Here is a 19008-nt window from a genome sequence, read left to right on the forward strand (position 1 = left end):
GCGCCTAACCTCAACCATCGACAGTCCTCACTCCATGGTCCTCAGCCGGCTCGATTCGATCGCGGAGGACGCCCAGCGGCTGGCGGACTGCCGTCACGATGACCCGTTCGCTCTCCTGGGTCCCCACCCCCTGGCTGATGGTTCCTGGGTGGTGCGCGTCTGGATGCCTGAGGCCGAACGGGTGGAACTGCTGCTGGCAGGCCAGCGGCTGCCCCTGGACAACCCCCACCATCCCTGGATCTTCGAAACGGCTCTGGCGGCCGATCCCGGCAGCAGCTACAGGATCTGGGTGCGGCGCGGTGGCATCGAGCACGAGCAGCACGACCCCTGGGCGTTCCGGCAGGAATGGATGGGCGAGGTGGATCACCACCTGTTCAGCGAGGGCAACCACCACCACATCTGGCGGCGCATGGGGGCCCATACGCTCGAGCGCGATTGCATCAGCGGAGTGCAGTTCTGCCTGTGGGCACCCCATGCCCGCAGCGTCGCGCTGCTCGGTGACCTCAACGGCTGGGACGGCCGCCATCACCCCTTTCAAAAGCGACTGGGGGGCTGCTGGGAACTGTTCGTGCCGGGGCTCAAGCCTGGCGATGTCTACAAGTACGAAATCCGCAGCCCAGAGGGGCACTGTTACCAGAAGGCCGACCCCTATGGCTTCCAGCACGAGGTGCGTCCCAGCACAGGCTCGGTGGTCGCCTCCCTGGAGGGATACAACTGGAACGACTTCGGCTGGATGGAGGAGCGCGACCAGCGCGATCCGCTCGATCAACCGATTTCGGTCTACGAACTGCACCTGGGAAGCTGGATGCATGCCGCCGCCGATGCGCCCTTCATCGAGGCCGATGGTCGCGCCCGGCCGGTGGTGCCCGCCGCCGACCTCAAGCCCGGTGCCCGCCTGCTCACCTATCCCGAGCTGGCCGACAAACTCATTCCCTATGTGAAGGCCCGGGGCTTCACCCACATCGAGCTGATGCCGATCAGCGAGCACCCCTTCGATGGCTCCTGGGGCTATCAGGTGACCGGCTGGTACGCCCCCACCAGCCGCTTCGGCACCCCCGACGAATTCCGCGCCTTCGTCGACCGCGCCCACGCCGAAGGCATCGGTGTGATCCTCGACTGGGTGCCGGGCCACTTCCCCAAGGACAGCCATGGCCTGGCCTTCTTCGATGGCGTGCACCTCTATGAGCACGCCGATCCGCGCATCGGCGAGCACAAGGAATGGGGCACGCTGATCTTCAATTACAGCCGCAACGAGGTGCGCAACTTCCTCGTGGCCAATCTTGTCTATTGGTTTGAGCAGTTCCACATCGATGGCATCCGCGTCGATGCGGTGGCCTCGATGCTCTACCGCGACTACCTGCGGCCCGATGGCGAATGGGTCGCCAATGAGCATGGCGGCCGCGAGAACACCGAGGCGGTGCGCTTCCTGCAGCAGGCGAACCACGTGCTGTTCGAGCACTTCCCAGGAGCCCTTTCGATCGCCGAGGAATCCACCACCTGGCCAATGGTCACCCAGCCCACCTCCATCGGCGGCCTGGGATTCAACCTCAAGTGGAACATGGGCTGGATGCACGACATGCTCGATTACTTCGAGCTCGATCCCTGGTTCCGCCAGTTCCACCAGAACAACGTCACCTTCTCAATCTGGTACACCTACACCGAGAACTTCATGCTGGCCCTCAGCCACGATGAAGTGGTGCATGGCAAGAGCCATCTCCTGCACAAGATGCCTGGCGACGACTGGCAAAAATTTGCCAACGTGCGCGCCCTGCTCGCCTACATGTGGACCCATCCGGGCAAGAAGACGATCTTCATGGGCATGGAGTTCGGCCAGCGCAGCGAATGGAACGTCTGGGGTGACCTGCAGTGGGAACTGCTGGAGCACGGCCCCCACCAGGGGCTTCAGCATCTGGTCGACGACCTCAACCGCTTCTACAAGGAGGAGCCTGCCCTCTGGCGCGACGACTTCGATCAGTACGGGTTCCAGTGGATCGATTGCAACGACAACCGTCATTCCGTGATCAGCTTCATGCGGCGGGAGAGCACCACCGGCCGCTGGGTGGTGGTGCTCTGTAACTTCACACCCCAGAGCCACTCCCACTACCGGATTGGGGTGCCGATGGAAGGCTTCTATGAGGAGGCCTTCAACACCGACAGCAGCCGCTACGGCGGCAGCAACCTGGGCAATCTGGGGGGCAAGTACAGCCAGGAATGGGGCATCCACGGCTATGAGCACAGCCTCGATCTCTGCCTGCCGCCCCTGAGCGTTCTGGTGTTGCGCCGCGACGATCGCCGCAGCCAGAGCCTCACCGGCGCTGGCCCAGAAACCGACAGCCCCCTCAGGTAGGTTGCCCGCTGGCATCGCACGTCCCCATGGTCGACTCCCTCCCCCTGCTGCTGCGCGCCGCCCGAGGCGAGCAGGTTGAGCGTCCGCCGGTGTGGATGATGCGCCAGGCGGGCCGTTACATGAAGGTCTACCGCGACCTGCGTGACCGTCATCCGGGCTTCCGGGAGCGTTCGGAGAACCCCGATCTCTCCTATGAGATCTCGATGCAACCCTTCCGGGCCTTCGGGCCCGATGGGGTGATCCTGTTCTCCGACATCCTCACGCCACTGCCTGGCATCGGCATCGATTTCGACATCATCGAGAGCAAGGGCCCGATCATCGAACCCCCTGCGCAGCCAGGCCCAGGTGGATGCCCTGCGTCCCCTGGACCCCGCCGAATCCGTGCCCTTCGTCGGTGAGGTGCTGGGGCGACTGCGCCAGAGCGTGGGCAACGAGGCGGCTGTGCTCGGCTTTGTCGGTGCCCCCTGGACCCTGGCGGCCTACGCGGTGGAGGGCAAGAGCAGCAAGAACTACGCCGTGATCAAGGCGATGGCATTCCGTGAGCCGGCGCTGCTGCACCAGCTGCTGGGCCACCTGGCTGAATCGATTGCCACCTACGTCAACTACCAGATCGAGAGCGGTGCCCAGGTGGTGCAGCTGTTCGATTCCTGGGCTGGCCAGCTGAGCCCGATCGACTACGACGTCTTCGCTGCCCCCTATCAGAAGCGGGTGATCGACCAGGTCAAGGCCAAGCACCCAGACACCCCTTTGATCCTCTACATCTCCGGCAGCGCCGGCGTGCTGGAGCGCATGGCTACCACAGGAGTTGACTTCATCTCGCTCGACTGGACCGTGGACATGGCCGACGGCTGTGCCCGGCTGCCTAAGCACCTCGGCGTCCAGGGCAATGTGGATCCCGGCCTGCTGTTCGGCACCCCCGAGGCGATCCGCGCCCGGATTGTCGACACCGTGATCAAGGCCCGGGGGCGCCGCCACATCCTCAACCTCGGCCACGGCATCCTGCCCGGCACGCCCGAGGAGAACGCCCGGGTGTTTTTCGAGGCCGGCAAATCTGTGAATGAACTGAGCGGAGCGGCCGTTTGAGCGCGGCGGCTCCAGCTGCGGGCTCAGGCGGGCCGCAACGGATCCTGATCACAGGAGCAGCCGGTTGCGTCGGCCAGACGATCGCCGAGCAGCTCTACCGCCACAGCGATGCCCATCTGCTGCTCTGGCTGCGGGATCCCGCCAAGCTGGCCACGGTGCCCAGGGATGATCCGCGCATCACCCTGCTGGTGGGTGACCTGCGCGATCAGGAACCCCACGCCGCCGCCATCGCCTCGGCCGAGCGGATCATCCACACCGCTACGGCCTGGGGCGATCCCCAACGCGCCCGTGCGGTGAACGTGGTGGCCGTCAAGGAGCTGCTGGGCCGGGTGGATCCCCAGCGGCTGCAGCAATTGATTTATTTTTCGACCGCGAGCATCCTCGATCGCCAGCTCAAGCTGCTGCCGGAGGCGCTGGTGCACGGCACCGAGTACATCCAGACCAAGGCCCAGTGCCTCGGTCAGTTGGAACGCCACGGTCTGGCGGAACGGATCGTCGCCGTCTTCCCCACGGTGGTGTTCGGGGGCTCGATCCAGGCGGGCGATCCCCATCCCACCAGCTACGCCACCGCCGGGCTGAAGGAGGCGGTGCGCTGGCTGTGGCTGGCCCAGTGGCTGCGCACCGACGCCAGCTTCCACTTCATCCACGCCGAAGACATCGCGCGGGTGTGTGTGCACCTGGCCACCACCCCCCATGGGGTCAACCCGGAGCCAGGCCAGGGTGCCATGCGCCGGCTGGTGCTGGCCCAGGAAGCGGTCACGGTGAATCAGACCGTGGCCAGCCTCGGGCGATGGCGCCGGAGCTGGCAGGCACCCTTCGGCATCGATCTGAACCCATGGTTGGTGGAGGGTTTGATCAAGCTGCTGCGCATCGAGATGACCCCCTGGGATCGCTTCTCGCTTCGCTACCGCCATTTCGTGCACGACACGATCAGTCCACCGGAGCGTTTCGGCCTGGTGAGCCATGCACCCAGCCTCGAGGCCCTGTTTGAAACGGCGGGTTTGCCCCACCGTGGGCGCTGAGGGGCGCCTCACGCCACCAGCCCCGAAAGGAATCACAACAACTGTTTCGATCCCTCGGCAACGACCGGCTGGTCGGGCCGCCGCAGTTCTAACTTTGGACGGTTGCACGAGCATCGATGCGCCGTCTTCTGTCCCTTTTCGCCCTCTGTCTCGCGCTGGTTCTCGGTGCAGCTCCGAGTTTCGCCGCCGACGCCGCCCATGGCGCCCAGGTCTTCTCCGCCAACTGCGCCGCCTGCCACATCGGTGGCGGGAACGTGGTGAACGCCGAGCGCACCCTCAAGCAAGGTGCTCTGGAGTCGTACCTCGCCAATTACGCCGCTGGCCATGAAGAGGCCATCGGCTACCAGATCGCCAACGGCAAGAACGCCATGCCCGCCTTCGGCGGCAAGCTGAGCCCCGAGGACATCGCTGATGTGGCGGCCTACGTGGAAGCCCAGGCCGGTAAAGGCTGGGCCTGATTGAGGCCTGTTCCCCAAAGCCCCCTTGTCGATGGCAGGGGGGCTTTTCATGGGGTCAGCCCTTCGTCCGTCCCGCCTGAGGCCCTCGACCACTCCAGCACCGCCAGGAAGAGCTCCTCGGGCACCTCGCGGATGTCGTATTCGCTGGGAAGCACCCCATGCACATGGCGGTGGGCGACCCTCCAGCAATTTCGCTCCAGATCGCGGCTGGTGGCCTCAAGCTGGCGAGCCTCAACCCCAAGGCGCTGCACCAGTTCCACGGGGTAAGGCGTGCCCATTGCCTGCGGCCAACGCAGCTCGAGACGGCAGACTAAGGGCAGCGCCGCCGATCCCGTGACCCTGACTCCCCACCTGCACCAGGCCGCGCTGATGAGCGCCTTGGTGCTCATGGCGGGTGCGGCCCAGGCCCAGTCGCTGCTTCCCGAGCGCTACGCCAAGAGTTGCCCCCTGCTGGTGCCCGTTGATGCCCCCTACCTGCAGCCCAAGCGCCTCAAACCCAGTGAAGTGCCGCTGAAAAACGCGGCCGGTTGCCTCTCGCCCGCCGATGCGGTCTACGGGCCCGACGGTTGCCCCACCAAGCTCTGTCCCAACCCCAAGGGCCTCAACCTCTGAGCGAACGTCGCCAGGGCCAGCATCAGAAACCATCGGATTCCCCAGGGGGCCAGGCCGCGATCGGGGCCTGGAGGGCTGAACCGAGAAGGCCGGTTCCCCCGCTATTTCGATGCGGTCTGCCCAACCTGTGAAGGGGGCCGTTCCCCATAGCGTTCAAGTAGTGCTGAATCGCTGGAGTTGCCCCCATGCATCCCACCGCCGAACTGTTCACGGAAAAGGCCTGGGGCGCGATCGTCGCGGCCCAACAGCTGGCCCAGCAGAAACGCCAGCAGCAGATGGAGACCGAACATCTGCTGGCGGCACTTCTTGGCCAGGACGGCCTGGCCGCCAGGATCCTCGACAAGGCCGGGGTGGATCCCCAGGACCTCTCGGGCCGGGTGGAGGCGTTCATCAATGGCCAACCCAGCCTGAGCACGCCGGCCGAGAACGTGTACATGGGCAAGGCGCTCAACGCCACGCTTGATAGTGCCGATGGCCTCAAGACCAGTTTCGGTGACAGCTACATCTCGATCGAACACCTGCTGCTGGCCCTGGCCAGCGATCAGCGCTGCGGACGCCAGCTGCTCTCCCAGGCCGGCAGCGATGCGACCAAACTGCGCGCAGCGATCGAAACCGTGCGTGGCAGCCAGAAGGTGACCGACCAGAACCCCGAGGGCACCTACGAATCCCTCGAGAAATACGGCCGCGATCTCACCAAGGCGGCCCGCGACGGCAAGCTCGACCCCGTGATTGGCCGCGACGAGGAAATCCGGCGCACGATCCAGATTCTCTCGCGCCGCACCAAGAACAACCCGGTCTTGATCGGTGAACCGGGCGTGGGCAAGACGGCGATCGTGGAGGGCCTGGCCCAGCGCATCGTCAACGGCGATGTGCCTTCGGCCCTGCAGAACCGTCAGCTGATCTCCCTGGACATGGGGGCCCTGATCGCCGGCGCCAAGTACCGCGGCGAGTTCGAAGAGCGGCTCAAGGCGGTGCTCAAGGAGGTCACCTCCAGCGAGGGCCAGATCGTGCTCTTCATCGATGAGATCCACACCGTGGTGGGGGCCGGCGCCACCGGCGGCTCCATGGATGCCAGCAATCTGCTCAAGCCGATGCTGGCCCGGGGCGAACTGCGCTGCATCGGTGCCACCACCCTCGATGAGCACCGCCAGCACATCGAAAAGGATCCGGCCCTGGAGCGCCGCTTCCAGCAGGTGTTCGTGGATCAGCCCACGGTGGAAGACACGATCTCGATCCTGCGCGGCCTCAAGGAGCGCTACGAGGTGCACCACGGCGTGCGCATCGCCGACAACGCCTTAGTGGCCGCCGCCGTGCTCTCCAGCCGTTACATCGCCGATCGCTTCTTGCCCGATAAAGCGATCGATCTGATGGATGAATCGGCCGCGCGGCTGAAGATGGTGATCACCTCCAAGCCCGAGGAGATCGATGAACTCGATCGCCGCATCCTGCAGCTGGAGATGGAGAAGCTCTCGCTCGGCCGTGAATCCGATCCCGCCAGCAAGGACCGGCTGGAGCGGATCGAGCGGGAACTCGCTGAGTTGGGGGAGCAGCAGAGCAGCCTCAATGCCCAGTGGCAGAAGGAGAAAGGCTCGATTGATGAGCTCTCAGCGATTAAAGAAGAGATCGAGCAGGTGCAGCTGCAGATCGACCAGGCCAAGCGCAGCTACGACCTCAACAAGGCCGCGGAGCTCGAATACGGCACCCTGGCCGAACTCAACAAGAAGCTGGGCGCCAAGGAGGTCGAACTGAATGCGGGCGACGGTGAGAAATCCCTGCTGCGTGAGGAGGTCACCGAGGAAGACATCGCCGAGGTGATCGCCAAGTGGACCGGCATCCCCGTGGCCCGGCTGGTGCAGTCGGAGATGGAGAAACTGCTCCACCTGGAAGCTGACCTGCACCAGCGGGTGATCGGCCAGGGTCAGGCGGTGACGGCGGTGGCCGATGCGATCCAGCGCTCCCGCGCCGGCCTGAGCGACCCCAACCGGCCGATCGCCAGCTTCCTGTTCCTCGGGCCCACCGGCGTGGGCAAGACGGAACTCTCCAAGGCCCTGGCCGCCCAGCTGTTCGATTCCGAAGAAGCGATGGTGCGTATCGACATGTCCGAATACATGGAGAAGCACGCCGTCAGTCGCCTGATCGGCGCCCCTCCGGGCTACGTGGGCTACGAGGAAGGCGGCCAGCTCACCGAGGCGGTGCGGCGGCGCCCGTACGCCGTGATCCTGTTCGATGAGGTGGAAAAGGCCCACCCGGATGTGTTCAATGTGCTGCTGCAGGTGCTCGATGACGGCCGCGTCACCGATGGCCAGGGACGCACGGTGGATTTCACCAACACCGTGCTGATCCTCACCAGCAACATCGGCAGTGCCTCGATCCTCGATCTGGCCGGCGATCCCGCCCGCCACGGCGAGATGGAGAAACGCGTGAACGAAGCCCTGCGCGGCCACTTCCGGCCCGAGTTCCTCAACCGCCTCGATGAATCGATCATCTTCCACAGCCTGCGCAGCGATGAACTGCGCCAGATCGTGGAGCTGCAGGTGAAGCGCCTCCTGGGGCGGATGGAGAGCCGCAAGCTGGGGCTCGAACTGGAGGAGGCCGCCCTCGATTGGCTCGCCAACGTGGGCTACGACCCCGTGTATGGAGCCCGGCCCCTGAAGCGCGCGATCCAGCGCGAACTGGAAACGCCGATCGCCAAGGCCATTTTGGCCGGCACCTTCCCCGAGGGCAGCGTGATTCAGGTCAAGGTGGAAAACGAGCGCTTGCGCTTCGATGCGGCCGAACCGGCCCGGCTGCCCGCCCTGGTTTGAGCCGGTGACGGCGCAGACCAGGCCCCGGGAGGTGATCCAGACCCACATCAGCGTCGTCACCCTCACCCCGCGGCACGCCTTCAAGCGCAAGAAGCCCCTGGCGCTCTGGGGCCTGCTTGATTACTCCACGCCCGAGCGGCGCCTGCACTGGTGCCAGGAGGAATTGCGGCTCAACCGCCGCCTGGCCAGCGACCTCTACCTGCGGGTGGCGCGGCTGGGCCCCGGCCGGGAGCCGGTGGTGGTGATGCGTCGCTTCGCCGCCACCGACACCCTTGAAGCCCGGCTCGCCAGCGGCCGGGCCGGAGCCGTGGACCTGCGACGGCTGGGTGAGCGGATCGAGCGCTTCCATCGGGAGCATCCCCTGGTGGACGCGGCCCCCCGCCCCATGGCCCGTGCCTTCGCCCGGGTGCTGCACGGCAACCTGCGCGCCACGGCCAGCTTCTGCCCGGGACTGTTTCCCTCGCCGGTGCACATGCTGCTGGAGCGGACCCTGGCGCGGCGCTTGAGGGGGCAGCGGCGGGAGCTGGTGCGGCGGATCGCCGCCGGCTGGGGGTGGACGGCCACGGCGATCTGCGCCTGGAGCACGTGGTGCTTGAGGACAGCCCAGGGGCTGATGAACCGCCGAAGTTGTCGATCGTCGATTGCGTTGAATTCAACCCGGCCCTGCGGCATCTGGATGGACTCTCCGATCTGGCCTTCCTGGTGATGGAGCTCCAGGCCCGTGGCCATGGTGATCTGGTGCCCGCGTTGCTGGAGGGGTATGGCCGGCCGATCGATCAGGAGCTGCTGGCGTTGTTTGGCGCCTATCGGGCCCACGTGCGCGCCAAGGTGGCGGCGGTGTCCACGGCCGAAACGGAGCTGCCGGCCAAGCAGCGAAAGCAGGCGGCGGTCTCGGCTCGGCAACACCTCAGCCTGGCCCTGGCCTACGCCCACCCGGGGCCGCCGGCCCTGATCCTGCTGCGGGGCCGCTCGGGTTCGGGCAAGAGTCACCTGGCCAGGCAACTTGCCCCCTGGCTGCTGGCGGACCACCACCGCAGCGATGTGATCCGCAAACAGGAGCATGGCTTTACGCCTCTGCAACGGCCCACGGCGGCGCAGCGCGATCAGCTCTACTCGAGCGAAGCGAACGCTCGCACCGAAGCAGCGTTGCTGGCGGCGGCCCGGCGCAGCCTGGAGCAAGGCCGCACCGTGCTGCTGGATGCCACCCACCTGGGCCAGGCCAGCCGGCAGCGGGCGATTCAGATCGCCGCCGAGCGAAGCACACCCTGGCTGATCCTCGATCTGCAAGCCTCCGAGGCGCAGCTGGCGGCGCGGCTGGAGCAGCGCCAGCGCAGCGATGACGACCCCAGCGACGCGGACCTGGCGATCGCCCGCCAGCAGGCGGCATGGGCCGAACAGCTGGAGGTCGAGGAACGGGCCCATGCTTTGGAGCACCAGGCCGGTGATGACCCAGCGCAGCTGTTGATGGCGATCTGGGGAGCGCTCAGCGCTGGGGCGGCGTCGCTTCGAGCGCATTGATCTGCTCGGCCAGGGCCACATCGAGGTTGGAGAGACCGCCCGTGTCATGGGTGGTGAGCTCGATCACCACGCGCCCATAGACGTTGAACAGTTCCGGGTGGTGGTGGAGCGACTCCGCCAGCAGGGCCACGCGGCAGATGAAGCCGAACGCCTCAACAAACGAAGCAAAGCGCCATTCCCGGTGCAGCTTGCCCTCCACCACGCTCCAGAGCGGCAGGGTCTGGGGCAGGTCGGCGATCACTTCAGCGCTCAGGGGTTGGGCCGCCATGGTTGTTGGGGTCAAAGGGGGTCCACCAGATCATGGAGACGATCGATCAGCAGATCGACCTCGGTGTCGCCCTCGGGATCGAGGCCAGCGGCGGTGCGGCGGAGCACCTCGTCGTTGAGCCGCTGGGCATTGCGGCGGGCCAGCAGCGTGGTGGTCGGGGTGGCCGGTGGAGCCGGGGGTGCAGCCGGGGGATCTCCGGGTGTGTTCGGCACTCCAGAAGCTGGCGACTCCAACTGGGGAGCCAGTAACGGAAGAAGGGCTGCGAGCACCTGGCGCAAGGCACTGATCTCGCCCCGCAGGGCAGCAAGTTCAGCCGTGAGCTCGTCCATAGCCCCCATGCCTCAGAGCAACCACACCATGCTGCGCGACGCCCTCTCCATCAAGCTGTGGTCGGCCAAGACGGCGACGCCCAGAAGTCTGCTTACGCTTGGCTCAGCTGAGCTGTTCTCCATGGCGCACCGCGCCTTGCCCCTGCTGGGCGCCCTGGCCCTGACGGCGATGACCACCCCGGCGATGGCCCAGAGGGTGGTGCCCAAGCTGGGCAACATCTGCCCCCTGGGCTACGTCGACATGCTCAACGGCAGATGTTCCACCCTGGGCCTGATGACCTATACCGTCACGCCGACCCACGGCAAGGCCTGCCTCCCGGGCTGGATGAACGTCGGAGGGCGCTACTGCCGCCGCAAATGAAACTCCAGATCCTGCAACATCTCGATCGGGAAGGGCCCGAATTGATCGCCGGCTGCGCGGCCGACCGGGGCTGGGAGATCAGCGTCGTGCGCCACGACCGGGGCGAGCCCCTGCCCACCACCAACCACGACGATCCATCGCTGCTGGTGGTGTTGGGTGGATCGATGGGGGTAGGCGACCTGGCGGATCCGGCCTTCGCCTGGCTGGCTGGGGAATCCAACTTGATCGCCACCCGTCTGGCCGCCCGTCAACCGGTGCTCGGCATCTGCCTGGGCGCCCAGTTGCTGGCCCATGCCGCCGGCGGCGGCGTGGTGCCGCTCACCGCCGGCGATCCGCCGCTGCCGCTGCGGGAGGTGGGCTGGGGGGCCGTCCACTGGCTGGCGGACACCACGGAGGAGCCCGTGCTCGACGGACTGGCCGCCAGCGAACTGGTGCTGCACTGGCACGGCGACCGCATCCAGCTGCCGCCCGGGGCCACCCTGCTGGGCTCCAGCCTCCACTGCCCGGAGCAGTTCTTCCGGCTCGGGCAGCACGCCTGGGGGCTGCAGTTCCACGTGGAGGTGGGCGCTGGGGCTCTGGAGCGTTGGCTCGAGGAAGACCACGACTACCTGCGCGGCGCCCTGGGGCCGGGCGGGGCCGACCGCCTGCGCGACGGGCAGCAGCGTTGGGGTGCGGCGGTGGCGCGCACCGGCCGGCGCCTGATCCAGAACATCTTCGATCGCATCGAAGCGGACCAGAGCCAGGTGCACTGAACGGCCCACTCAGAAGGAACGGCCCACTCAGAAGCGGCGGTTGACCTGGTTAGTGGCCAACTGCACCTCCCGCAGCAGCTGCAGCAGGGCGCCCATCAACGACAGCATCGCCACCACGAACAGGGGCACGACGATCGGCGCCAGATCGATCGAGGCCACCGCACTGATGAACACCACCGCCACCACCAGCGACACCAGCAGCGCCGTGACCGTGCAGCAGGTGATCGCCCCATTGATCAGTCGGATCCGCTGCTTCTGCACCCCCAGCTCCAGCCGCAGCCGCCGGCTGCCCGACACATCGCTGTGCTCACCGGTCTCCTGGAGCACGTTGGCCCGGTCGATGATGCGGGCGAGGCGATTGCTGAGCACCCCCAGCAGTCCGGAGATGCCCGTGAGCAGGAACACCGGTGCCACCGAAAGCTGAATCGCCTTCGCCAGGCCGATCACGGGGGCATCAGGCGAGGTCAGCAACACATCAGGCCTAGTCGACGCCTGATGTCAGCCTATGGGTTCGCCACCGGACCCATGACCACGATCGCCTGCCACTACGACGGCCAGCTCCGCTGCCACGCCCTTCACGGTCCATCCGGCAGTGAGCTGGAGACCGATGCCCCCACCGACAACCAGGGCAAGGGGGAGCGCTTCTCCCCCACCGATCTGGTGGCCACGGCCCTGGCCACCTGCATCCTCACGATCATGGGCCTCACCGCCGACCGCCACGGCTGGAGCATCGACGGCAGCACGGCCCGGGTGGAAAAAATCATGACCAGCGCCGGCGTCCGCCGGATCGAAACCCTCAGGGTCTGGATCACGGTGCCAGGGGAGTTGGACGCCGAAGCCCAGCGGCGGCTGCGGTTGGCCGGCGAGGGCTGTCCGGTGAAGCGCAGCCTCGAGGGCGCGGTGGCCATGGAACTGCACTGGGACTTCAGGGCTTGAACGTTTCGGCCGCCCGTTTCGAGGCCTCCTGCACGTAGACGTCGCTGATCTCGCAGGTCGCATTGAGACCCTTGTAGAGGTCGTCGGCGAGGCTCTCGGTGGAGGGTGCCACCACCACCCAGGCCCCATCGGGATCAAAACCCGTCTTGATGAGAATCTCCCGCGCCAGGCTGCGGGAGCGGTTCAGCCCCATGGCCAGCCGCGTGGAATAGCAGAGGGTCAGCGCCCGCGCCATGGCGAAGCCCCCCAGCTCCTGGGCCGTGGGCTGCAGGGGCGACGCGGCCAGGGGCTGGGCGCCAGAGTCTGAATCGCCGTGGCCAGGGCAATGGCGAAACCAGCCGCTCGCCTGGAACCCCGGGCGAGCTGCGGCCGTGGCAGGTTGAGCGCCATGGGCAAGGCCATCGACCAACTCCGCTCCCATCTTCATGGCACCCGGCTGCTGGGGAGCATCCAGAGCACGCTCTATTTCGACCAGAACACCCTGATGCCCTCTGCTGGGGCCGACTGGCGAGGCGAGCAACTGGCCCTGCTGGCCCGCCAGCTCCATGGCCGCCAGAGCAGCGACGCCTACGCCGAGCTGATCGAAGCCGCGGCCCAGGAACTGGAGCGCGCGCACCAGGCCGATCCAGCGGCCGCTGAAGCCACCGATCCGCTCTGGCCCCGCAACCTGACGTTGCTGCGCCAGGACCTGCGGCGCCAGCGGAACCAGGACCCGGCCCTGGTGGGCCGCCTGGTGGAAGCCCAGTCACGGGGGTACAGCCTCTGGCAGGAAGCGCGTTCGCGCTCCGATTTCGCGCTCTTCGCTCCCGCCCTCACAGAACTGATCAGCCTGCGCCGCGAACAGGCCGCCCAGCTGGCGGTGGGTGAATCAGCTCCTGATGGGCAGCCCCGCAGCAGTTGGGAAACCCTGGCCCAGCCGTTCGAGCCGGAGATCAGCAAGCCACGGCTGAACGCCCTGTTCACGCCCCTGCGCCAACGTCTTCCAGCCCTGTTGGAGCGGGTCCGGGGGCGCCTGCCGAATGGGAAGGGGGGCGAGCGCCGGTGGAACTGCCCGAGGCGATTCAGCTCGAACTCTGTCAGACCCTTTTGCAGGACTGGGGTTTCGACGGACGCATCGCCGCCCTGGCCCGCTCGCCCCATCCCTTTTCCTGCACCCTGGGGCCCTCGGATTTCCGGCTCACCACCCGGATCGTGCCCGGTTCGCCCTATTCCGCCTTCCTGGCCACCGCCCATGAATGGGGCCACTCCCTCTATGAGCAGGGGCTACCCCGCCGCGCCGACCAGTGGTTCGCCTGGCCCCTGGGGGATGCCACCTCCATGGGCGTGCATGAGAGCCAATCGCTCTTCTGGGAATGCCGGGTGGCCCGCAGCGAAGCCTTTGCGCGGCGATGGCATCCGCGCTTTGCGGCTGCGCTGGGGGCCGACCCCTGGGGATCAAGCGCCGGCTTCTGGCACGCCCTGAACCCGCTCAAGGCCGGTCTCAACCGCGTCGAGGCCGACGAACTCAGCTACGGCCTGCACATCCTGCTGCGCTACGAGCTGGAGCTGGCCCTGGTGGAGGGCGACCTGCCCGTGGAGGCCCTGCCCAGCGAATGGAACCGGCTGATGCAGGAGCTGCTGGGGCTCACCCCAACGGGCGACGGCGAAGGCTGCCTGCAGGACGTTCACTGGAGCGAAGGGCTGTTCGGCTACTTCCCCTCCTATCTGCTGGGGCATCTGATCTCCGCCCAGCTCAGCGCGTCGATGGAGGGCGACCTGGGGCCGATCGAGGCCCGGGTGGCCGCCGGCGAGGAGCCGGTGTTGCTGGGCTGGTTACGGGAGCAGGTTCATCCCCTGGGCCGCAGCCTCGATGGCGCAGAGCTGGTGGAGCGGGTGAGTGGCCAAGCATTGAGCGCCGATCCGTTCCTGGCCTACCTCGAAGACAAGCTGGAACGGCTGGAGGCCGCCTGAGGGCCCAGCCCCAGGCTCCGTAGGATGCCGGCCGGCGCCCGAACCGCATTCCTTCATGGCCAATATCGATCATCCCCCAGCCGCTTCCAGCTCAACCTCCTGCACGTGCTGCCGGCCTTTGCCGATGAAGCGGCCGCTCGCCTGAACGCGATCGTGGAGCTCAACTCCAACACGATCAACAAGTACGAACTGATTACCGAGACGGGCCAGCTGAAGCTCGATCGGGTGGGGTTTTCTTCCCTCGCCTACCCCTTCGCCTATGGCTGCATTCCCCGCACCTGGGACGAGGACGGCGATCCCCTGGACATCGAGATCGTCAACGTCACCGAACCGCTGGTGCCCGGAAGCCTGGTGGAAGCCCGGATCATCGGCATCATGAAATTCGACGATGGCGGCGAGGTGGACGACAAGGTGATCGCAGTGCTGGCCGATGACAAACGCGTCGATCACATCAGCAGCTACGAGCAACTCGGCGAGCACTGGATCAAGGAAACCACCTACTACTGGGAGCACTACAAGGACCTCAAAAAGCCCGGCACCTGCAAGGTCAACGGCTTCTTCGGCCTTGCGGAGGCTGTCAAAATCATCAAAGACTGCGAAAACCGCTACCTCGAATTGATTGACCCCCAGCTGGTGAACGGATGACCTTCTCCCCCTCCAACCCCGCGCCATCGCTCTGGGCCTCGGCGCCACCGCCGCCTGCCTCACCGCGGGGGCCTTCATGGCGATCCCCCTGCGGGCCGCCGAGCCGGCCACCGCCTCGGCACTGGCACCTGCTCTGGCACCTGCAGAGGCCCCCCGCCATTGCGCCGCCATCAACGGCGCCCATCCCGGCAACGGTGCCCCCCAGGGCCAACCCGCCCGTGGCGGCCGTCACCAGCACCAAGGTGATCATTCTTTCCCTGGGTCGCCGGGAGATCAGCCTCAAGAACGACGGCAAGCTGGTGGGCAGCTGGCCGGTGGTGATCGGCGCCCCGGAAACGCCCACCCCCACGGGGACGTTCAAGGTGCAGAACAAGGTTCTCAACCCCAAGTACCAGAGCACCAGCAGCGGCAAGATCAACCACACCACCGGACCCTCCGGTCCCCTGGGTGATCGCTGGATGGGTTTCCACTCCAAGGGCAAGAACGATTTCGGCATCCACGGCACCCCCTGGCCCTGGTGGGTGGACGCCCGCGCGGCCGTCAGTCATGGCTGTGTGCGCATGAAGAACGAGCACGTGAGGGTGCTGTTCGACCAGGTGGAGATCGGCACGCCCGTGGTGGTCAAACCCTGAAGCAAATCTGCAAATCAGTGGCAGGCAGCCCCCAAAGCTGCGTCCAGCCCTGATCAGAAGCCCTTCAGCTCGCTACATTCTCAGCATCTAGGGGGTCCTCAGCGACCCTTTTTTCTTGTCCACCTCCTCCACCAGCAACGCGGGAGTCCGCGCATGAATCAAGACATCCCGCGGCCCCAGGTCCATTCGGTGGTGAGCACCAGCCTCAAGTGGGGCGAAGACGGCGAACTCTCACGGGTCGATCGAGATCGGCTGCTGGAATTGCTCTGCGCCGTTGATCCGGTGGCCACCGTGATGATCGATCAGCTGGGCAGCGGCAAGGCCTGAAGCTCTGATCTTGCGATCACCCGTCGGGCGATCGCCCGGGCCATGCCATCGCGGCTGGCCATTCCCTTGAGATCGGCCAGGGGTAGACCCAGAGTCGGCAGCCCATGGGGCAAGGGCGAACGCTGGGGCGCGTGCTGGAGGGCAAAGACCGGCAACTGTCTCAGATCATTGGGGAGCAGTTGATCCTCCAACTGGGCCAGGTTGGCCTCCTCGCTCAGCCACACCAGGTCGGAGCGGCGGCACTCCTCGACGCTCAGTTCACCCTTGTCGCTGCTGAGTCCCAGCTGCAGATCAATCAAGGTCACCAGAGCGATCACCTGGTCATCGCGTTCGACGATCAGGCAATGGCCATGGGCCGCCACCAATTGAGCGAGGGCTTCCCGGGCGGGGGTGTCTGCGGCGAGCACCAGTGGAGCCTCTGGATCGAAGGCCTCCTGCACGGGCAGGGCACGCAGCTTCCGTCGGCGCTCCTGCTCCACCGGATCGGGGCCGAGCAGACCTGGATCCACCAGACCCTGCCAGCGCTCGACCAGCAGGGCGCTCAGACCTGCGGCCGCCATCAAGGGGAGCACGATCCGAATGTCGCGGGTGAGCTCGAACAGCAGCAGCAGGGCAGTGAGCGGGGCCCGGGCGCTGCCCGCCAGCACCGCGGCCATGCCCACCATCGCGTAGGCCGGAGGTTCGGCCACCGGCAGATGCAGGCCGCTGTCACCGAGGATCTGGCCGTAGCAATTGCCCAGAACCGCCCCGAGAAAGAGGGAGGGGGCAAAACCGCCGCCGACGAATCCGGTGGCGTTGCTGAGACCCGTGGCCAGCAGCTTGACGACCAGCAACGCCAACAGGGTGGTCAGGGCCACCCCTCCCTGGTTGCCCAGCAGCGCTTCGATCGTGTCGTAGCCCACCCCCAGCACCTGGGGGAAGCCGAGGGCCATCAGCCCCACCCCGAGGCCCCCCAGGGTGGTGATCAGCCAGCCCGGCAGTCGGCCCAGATGGCGCTGAACCCGCTCGCTGCGGCCGGCCGCCAGCAGGCTCACCAGGGCCCAGGACATCAGGCTGGCCACCACCCCCAAACCCAGGTAGAGGGGCAACTCCAGCAGTGAACGCACCTCATAGGAGGGCAGACGGAAGATCGGATCGTCCCCCAGGGCCAGCTGGGTGACCAGGGTGCTGGCAATGGCCGCCACCAGCACGGCGCGCAGGCTGGGGCGCCCGGGAATCGAGCTGTAGGAGCCCTCGAAGGCGAAGAACACGCCGGCGATCGGAGCCTTGAACCCGGCCGCAAGGCCCGCCGCCACCCCCGCGGCCACCAGGGCCTTCTGGGACTGGGGCGCCAAGGCTCCCTTGAGGCCCACCCATAAACCCAGATTTCCGCCGCTTTCCACGCTCGGACCCTCCGGCCCGAGGGAGGCGCCACTGCCCAGGCTCAAGGAGGCCGCCACCAGCCGCAGCAGCGGCAGACGTGGGGCGGCCTTCACCGCCCCGTCGGCCATGGCCATCAAGCTGGGCAGGCTCGGACCCAGGTTGCCGCCCACCTGCCTGAGCAACCCCACCCCCAGGCCGCCGATCATCGGCACCACCACCACCGGCCAAAGGGCCAGCCAAGCCAGCGGCCCAACCGGCAGCGGCGGCGGCAGCGGCAGCGGTTCCGGTGGTGGCGGTGGTGGCGGCAACAACCCCAGGCCACCCAAACCAAGTTGCAGCAGGGCCTTGAGCGGGGTGCCGTTGTCAAGGGGCACCAGAACCTCTACGGGCAGCGGTGGCGGAGGCTCCGGGTGCCCGGCGATGCCCAGCAACAGATCGACCACCGGGCCGAACAGGACATTGTTGATGAAGCCGAGCAGTTCGTGAAAGCCCACCACCGCAGCACCGGTGAGCACCCCCACCAGGGCCGCCCAGGCCAGCAGACTCCACTGGAACGGCAACGTCAGGGACTCACCCTCAAGCTCCGGCTCCGGCTCCATTGCCGCAGCTGGAAGGGAGGGGGCGGTGACGAGCTCAGGCCTCGGGTCGGACGATTGCAAAGATCTCCTCCAGGATCGCTCCTGCCCCCTGGCGCTTAAGGGCATGGGCCAGCGAAATCCCGATGGCCTCCGGGTCGTCCTGGGGGCCGCGGGCCTCGTCGCGAATCAGGCGCAGACCATCGAGGCTGGCCACCATGCCGGTGAGCACCAGGTCCTCGCCCTCGAAGCGCGTGTTCACCCCGATCGGCACCTGACAGCCCCCCTCCAGTTCGCGCAGGAAGGCCCGCTCCGCCAGGCAACGCCTGGCCGTGGGCAGGTGCTCCAGCACTTTGATGCACTCGAGCACCGTGTCATCACCCTCGCGGCACTCGATACCCAGGGCCCCCTGGCCCACCGCATGGAGCGAAACGGCTGGGTCAATCAGTTCATGGATGCGATGGCCCAGTCCGAGGCGGCCCAGGCCCGCCGCCGCCAGGATCAGGCAGTCGTAGTCGCCCGCATCCAGCTTCTCCAGACGGGTGATCACGTTGCCGCGCACGTCCTTGAAGGCGAGCTGGGGGTAGTGATGGCGCAACTGAGCCAGCCGCCTGAGCGAGCTGGTGCCCACCACACTGCCGGCCGGCAGGGTGGCCAGGGTCTTGTCCCGATGGCGTTCATGCACCACCAGGGCATCGGCGGGATCCTCCCGTTCGGTGATGCAGCCAAGGATCAGGCCCTCCGGCAGGTTCGTGGGCAGGTCCTTGAGGCTGTGAACGGCGATGTCCGCTCGATCCAGAAGCATCTGGGCCTCCAGCTCCTTGGTGAACAGGCCCTTGTCACCGATCTTGGCCAGGGCCACATCGAGGATCTTGTCCCCTTGGGTGGCCATCGCTTCGATGCTGATCTCCAGGCCCCCATGGGTCCTGGCCAGCTCATCACGCACCCAGTGGGTCTGCACCATCGCCAGCTGACTGCGGCGAGAGGCGATGCGCAACATGGAGCCAGCCATCAGATCAACCTCAAC

General features: G+C 66.8%; 19 protein-coding genes and 3 pseudogenes. 16 read left to right on the plus strand and 6 right to left on the minus strand.

The window, feature by feature from the left end; all coding sequences use genetic code 11:
• Positions 1 to 34: 34 nt before the first annotated feature.
• The 4 genes and pseudogenes from glgB to AAF143_RS13000 all read left to right on the plus strand — a co-directional run bounded on the left by glgB (position 35) and on the right by AAF143_RS13000 (position 4910).
• Positions 35 to 2347: a 1,4-alpha-glucan branching protein GlgB gene (gene glgB, locus AAF143_RS12985; protein WP_255005979.1), complete on the plus strand. Its 2313-nt coding sequence runs from the start codon at positions 35 to 37 to the stop codon at positions 2345 to 2347.
• 26 nt (positions 2348 to 2373) lie between these two features.
• Positions 2374 to 3430 (plus strand): annotated as a pseudogene (hemE, locus tag AAF143_RS12990) (uroporphyrinogen decarboxylase).
• Complete coding sequence (locus AAF143_RS12995; RefSeq protein ID WP_255005983.1) at positions 3427 to 4452, plus strand: NAD-dependent epimerase/dehydratase family protein; 1026 nt, start codon at positions 3427 to 3429, stop codon at positions 4450 to 4452. The pseudogene hemE and the gene AAF143_RS12995 overlap by 4 nt, the downstream one beginning before the upstream one ends.
• 116 nt (positions 4453 to 4568) lie before the next feature.
• Entirely contained in the window at positions 4569 to 4910 is a 342-nt protein-coding gene (locus tag AAF143_RS13000; protein WP_255005986.1) for a c-type cytochrome, read from the plus strand.
• A gap of 47 nt (positions 4911 to 4957) precedes the next feature.
• On the opposite strand, the gene AAF143_RS13005 is transcribed toward AAF143_RS13000, so the two are convergent.
• The gene (locus AAF143_RS13005) at positions 4958 to 5188 is read right to left on the minus strand and encodes a hypothetical protein (RefSeq protein WP_255005988.1); all 231 of its coding nucleotides are present in this window, start codon (positions 5186 to 5188) and stop codon (positions 4958 to 4960) included.
• 55 nt (positions 5189 to 5243) lie between these two features.
• Between AAF143_RS13005 and AAF143_RS13010 the strand changes: the two genes are divergently transcribed.
• The 4 genes from AAF143_RS13010 to AAF143_RS13025 all read left to right on the plus strand — a co-directional run bounded on the left by AAF143_RS13010 (position 5244) and on the right by AAF143_RS13025 (position 9844).
• Complete coding sequence (locus AAF143_RS13010) at positions 5244 to 5522, plus strand: hypothetical protein (RefSeq protein ID WP_255005990.1); 279 nt, start codon at positions 5244 to 5246, stop codon at positions 5520 to 5522.
• Between the two features lie 185 nt (positions 5523 to 5707).
• Positions 5708 to 8326: an ATP-dependent chaperone ClpB gene (clpB, locus tag AAF143_RS13015; protein ID WP_255006001.1), complete on the plus strand. Its 2619-nt coding sequence runs from the start codon at positions 5708 to 5710 to the stop codon at positions 8324 to 8326.
• Positions 8327 to 8330: 4 nt separating this feature from the next.
• Positions 8331 to 9032, plus strand: coding sequence for a hypothetical protein (locus tag AAF143_RS13020; RefSeq protein ID WP_414027151.1), 702 nt, complete (start codon positions 8331 to 8333; stop codon positions 9030 to 9032).
• Entirely contained in the window at positions 9032 to 9844 is an 813-nt protein-coding gene (locus tag AAF143_RS13025; RefSeq protein ID WP_261358813.1) for a bifunctional aminoglycoside phosphotransferase/ATP-binding protein, read from the plus strand. Before AAF143_RS13020 ends, AAF143_RS13025 begins: the two co-directional genes overlap by 1 nt.
• Here the strand turns inward: AAF143_RS13025 and AAF143_RS13030 are convergent.
• On the minus strand, positions 9810 to 10112 hold the full coding sequence (locus AAF143_RS13030) for a 4a-hydroxytetrahydrobiopterin dehydratase (protein ID WP_255006005.1): 303 nt from the start codon (positions 10110 to 10112) through the stop codon (positions 9810 to 9812). The genes AAF143_RS13025 and AAF143_RS13030 overlap by 35 nt on opposite strands.
• An 11-nt stretch (positions 10113 to 10123) precedes the next feature.
• Positions 10124 to 10441: a hypothetical protein gene (locus AAF143_RS13035; protein WP_255006007.1), complete on the minus strand. Its 318-nt coding sequence runs from the start codon at positions 10439 to 10441 to the stop codon at positions 10124 to 10126.
• A 7-nt stretch (positions 10442 to 10448) separates the two neighbouring features.
• Here AAF143_RS13035 and AAF143_RS13040 point away from each other — a divergent pair, with 7 nt between their 5' ends.
• A complete protein-coding gene (locus AAF143_RS13040) occupies positions 10449 to 10802 on the plus strand; it encodes a hypothetical protein (protein ID WP_414027152.1) in 354 nt (117 codons plus the stop codon).
• On the plus strand, positions 10799 to 11554 hold the full coding sequence (locus tag AAF143_RS13045) for a type 1 glutamine amidotransferase (RefSeq protein WP_255006011.1): 756 nt from the start codon (positions 10799 to 10801) through the stop codon (positions 11552 to 11554). The genes AAF143_RS13040 and AAF143_RS13045 overlap by 4 nt, the downstream gene beginning before the upstream one ends.
• Before the next feature lie 27 nt (positions 11555 to 11581).
• Here AAF143_RS13045 and AAF143_RS13050 read toward each other — a convergent pair whose 3' ends face one another.
• Positions 11582 to 12025, minus strand: a complete 444-nt coding sequence (locus AAF143_RS13050) for a DUF2721 domain-containing protein (RefSeq protein ID WP_255006013.1) — start codon at positions 12023 to 12025, stop codon at positions 11582 to 11584.
• Positions 12026 to 12079: 54 nt separating this feature from the next.
• Here AAF143_RS13050 and AAF143_RS13055 point away from each other — a divergent pair, with 54 nt between their 5' ends.
• The 6 genes and pseudogenes from AAF143_RS13055 (at position 12080) to AAF143_RS13080 (ending at position 16044) form a co-directional block, all read left to right on the plus strand.
• On the plus strand, positions 12080 to 12490 hold the full coding sequence (locus AAF143_RS13055) for an OsmC family protein (protein ID WP_255006016.1): 411 nt from the start codon (positions 12080 to 12082) through the stop codon (positions 12488 to 12490).
• A 388-nt stretch (positions 12491 to 12878) separates the two neighbouring features.
• Positions 12879 to 13442, plus strand: a pseudogene (locus AAF143_RS13060) (carboxypeptidase M32); the annotation flags it as partial.
• An 89-nt stretch (positions 13443 to 13531) separates the two neighbouring features.
• Positions 13532 to 14440 carry a hypothetical protein gene (locus AAF143_RS13065; protein ID WP_414027153.1) on the plus strand — a complete coding sequence of 303 codons (909 nt, stop codon included), beginning with the start codon at positions 13532 to 13534 and terminating at the stop codon, positions 14438 to 14440.
• 55 nt (positions 14441 to 14495) lie between these two features.
• Positions 14496 to 15085 (plus strand): annotated as a pseudogene (locus AAF143_RS13070) (inorganic diphosphatase).
• Positions 15082 to 15717 carry a L,D-transpeptidase gene (locus tag AAF143_RS13075; RefSeq protein ID WP_414027154.1) on the plus strand — a complete coding sequence of 212 codons (636 nt, stop codon included), beginning with the start codon at positions 15082 to 15084 and terminating at the stop codon, positions 15715 to 15717. The pseudogene AAF143_RS13070 and the gene AAF143_RS13075 overlap by 4 nt, the downstream one beginning before the upstream one ends.
• Before the next feature lie 192 nt (positions 15718 to 15909).
• Positions 15910 to 16044, plus strand: coding sequence for a hypothetical protein (locus AAF143_RS13080; protein ID WP_414027155.1), 135 nt, complete (start codon positions 15910 to 15912; stop codon positions 16042 to 16044).
• On the opposite strand, the gene AAF143_RS13085 is transcribed toward AAF143_RS13080, so the two are convergent.
• The gene (locus AAF143_RS13085) at positions 16020 to 18065 is read right to left on the minus strand and encodes a chloride channel protein (RefSeq protein WP_414027156.1); all 2046 of its coding nucleotides are present in this window, start codon (positions 18063 to 18065) and stop codon (positions 16020 to 16022) included. The two genes, AAF143_RS13080 and AAF143_RS13085, sit on opposite strands and share 25 nt — an antisense overlap.
• Positions 18040 to 18993: a hydroxymethylbilane synthase gene (gene hemC / locus AAF143_RS13090; protein WP_255006037.1), complete on the minus strand. Its 954-nt coding sequence runs from the start codon at positions 18991 to 18993 to the stop codon at positions 18040 to 18042. The genes AAF143_RS13085 and hemC overlap by 26 nt, the downstream gene beginning before the upstream one ends.
• Positions 18994 to 19008 lie beyond the last annotated feature (15 nt).

The organism is Cyanobium sp. ATX-6F1 (genome assembly GCF_047395825.1).
Classification (GTDB): Bacteria; Cyanobacteriota; Cyanobacteriia; order PCC-6307; family Cyanobiaceae; genus ATX-6F1.

What these genes read in the sequence shown, in the direction of transcription:
- glgB (WP_255005979.1), top strand. Translation starts at nt 35, where the DNA reads ATGGTCCTCAGCCGGCTCGATTCGATCGCGGAGGACGCCCAGCGGCTG.
- AAF143_RS13000 (WP_255005986.1), top strand. Translation starts at nt 4,569, where the DNA reads ATGCGCCGTCTTCTGTCCCTTTTCGCCCTCTGTCTCGCGCTGGTTCTC.
- AAF143_RS13005 (WP_255005988.1), bottom strand. Translation starts at nt 5,188, where the DNA reads ATGGGCACGCCTTACCCCGTGGAACTGGTGCAGCGCCTTGGGGTTGAG.
- clpB (WP_255006001.1), top strand. Translation starts at nt 5,708, where the DNA reads ATGCATCCCACCGCCGAACTGTTCACGGAAAAGGCCTGGGGCGCGATC.
- AAF143_RS13025 (WP_261358813.1), top strand. Translation starts at nt 9,032, where the DNA reads ATGGAGCTCCAGGCCCGTGGCCATGGTGATCTGGTGCCCGCGTTGCTG.
- AAF143_RS13030 (WP_255006005.1), bottom strand. Translation starts at nt 10,112, where the DNA reads ATGGCGGCCCAACCCCTGAGCGCTGAAGTGATCGCCGACCTGCCCCAG.
- AAF143_RS13035 (WP_255006007.1), bottom strand. Translation starts at nt 10,441, where the DNA reads ATGGACGAGCTCACGGCTGAACTTGCTGCCCTGCGGGGCGAGATCAGT.
- AAF143_RS13040 (WP_414027152.1), top strand. Translation starts at nt 10,449, where the DNA reads ATGCCTCAGAGCAACCACACCATGCTGCGCGACGCCCTCTCCATCAAG.
- AAF143_RS13045 (WP_255006011.1), top strand. Translation starts at nt 10,799, where the DNA reads ATGAAACTCCAGATCCTGCAACATCTCGATCGGGAAGGGCCCGAATTG.
- AAF143_RS13055 (WP_255006016.1), top strand. Translation starts at nt 12,080, where the DNA reads ATGACCACGATCGCCTGCCACTACGACGGCCAGCTCCGCTGCCACGCC.
- AAF143_RS13075 (WP_414027154.1), top strand. Translation starts at nt 15,082, where the DNA reads ATGACCTTCTCCCCCTCCAACCCCGCGCCATCGCTCTGGGCCTCGGCG.
- hemC (WP_255006037.1), bottom strand. Translation starts at nt 18,993, where the DNA reads ATGGCTGGCTCCATGTTGCGCATCGCCTCTCGCCGCAGTCAGCTGGCG.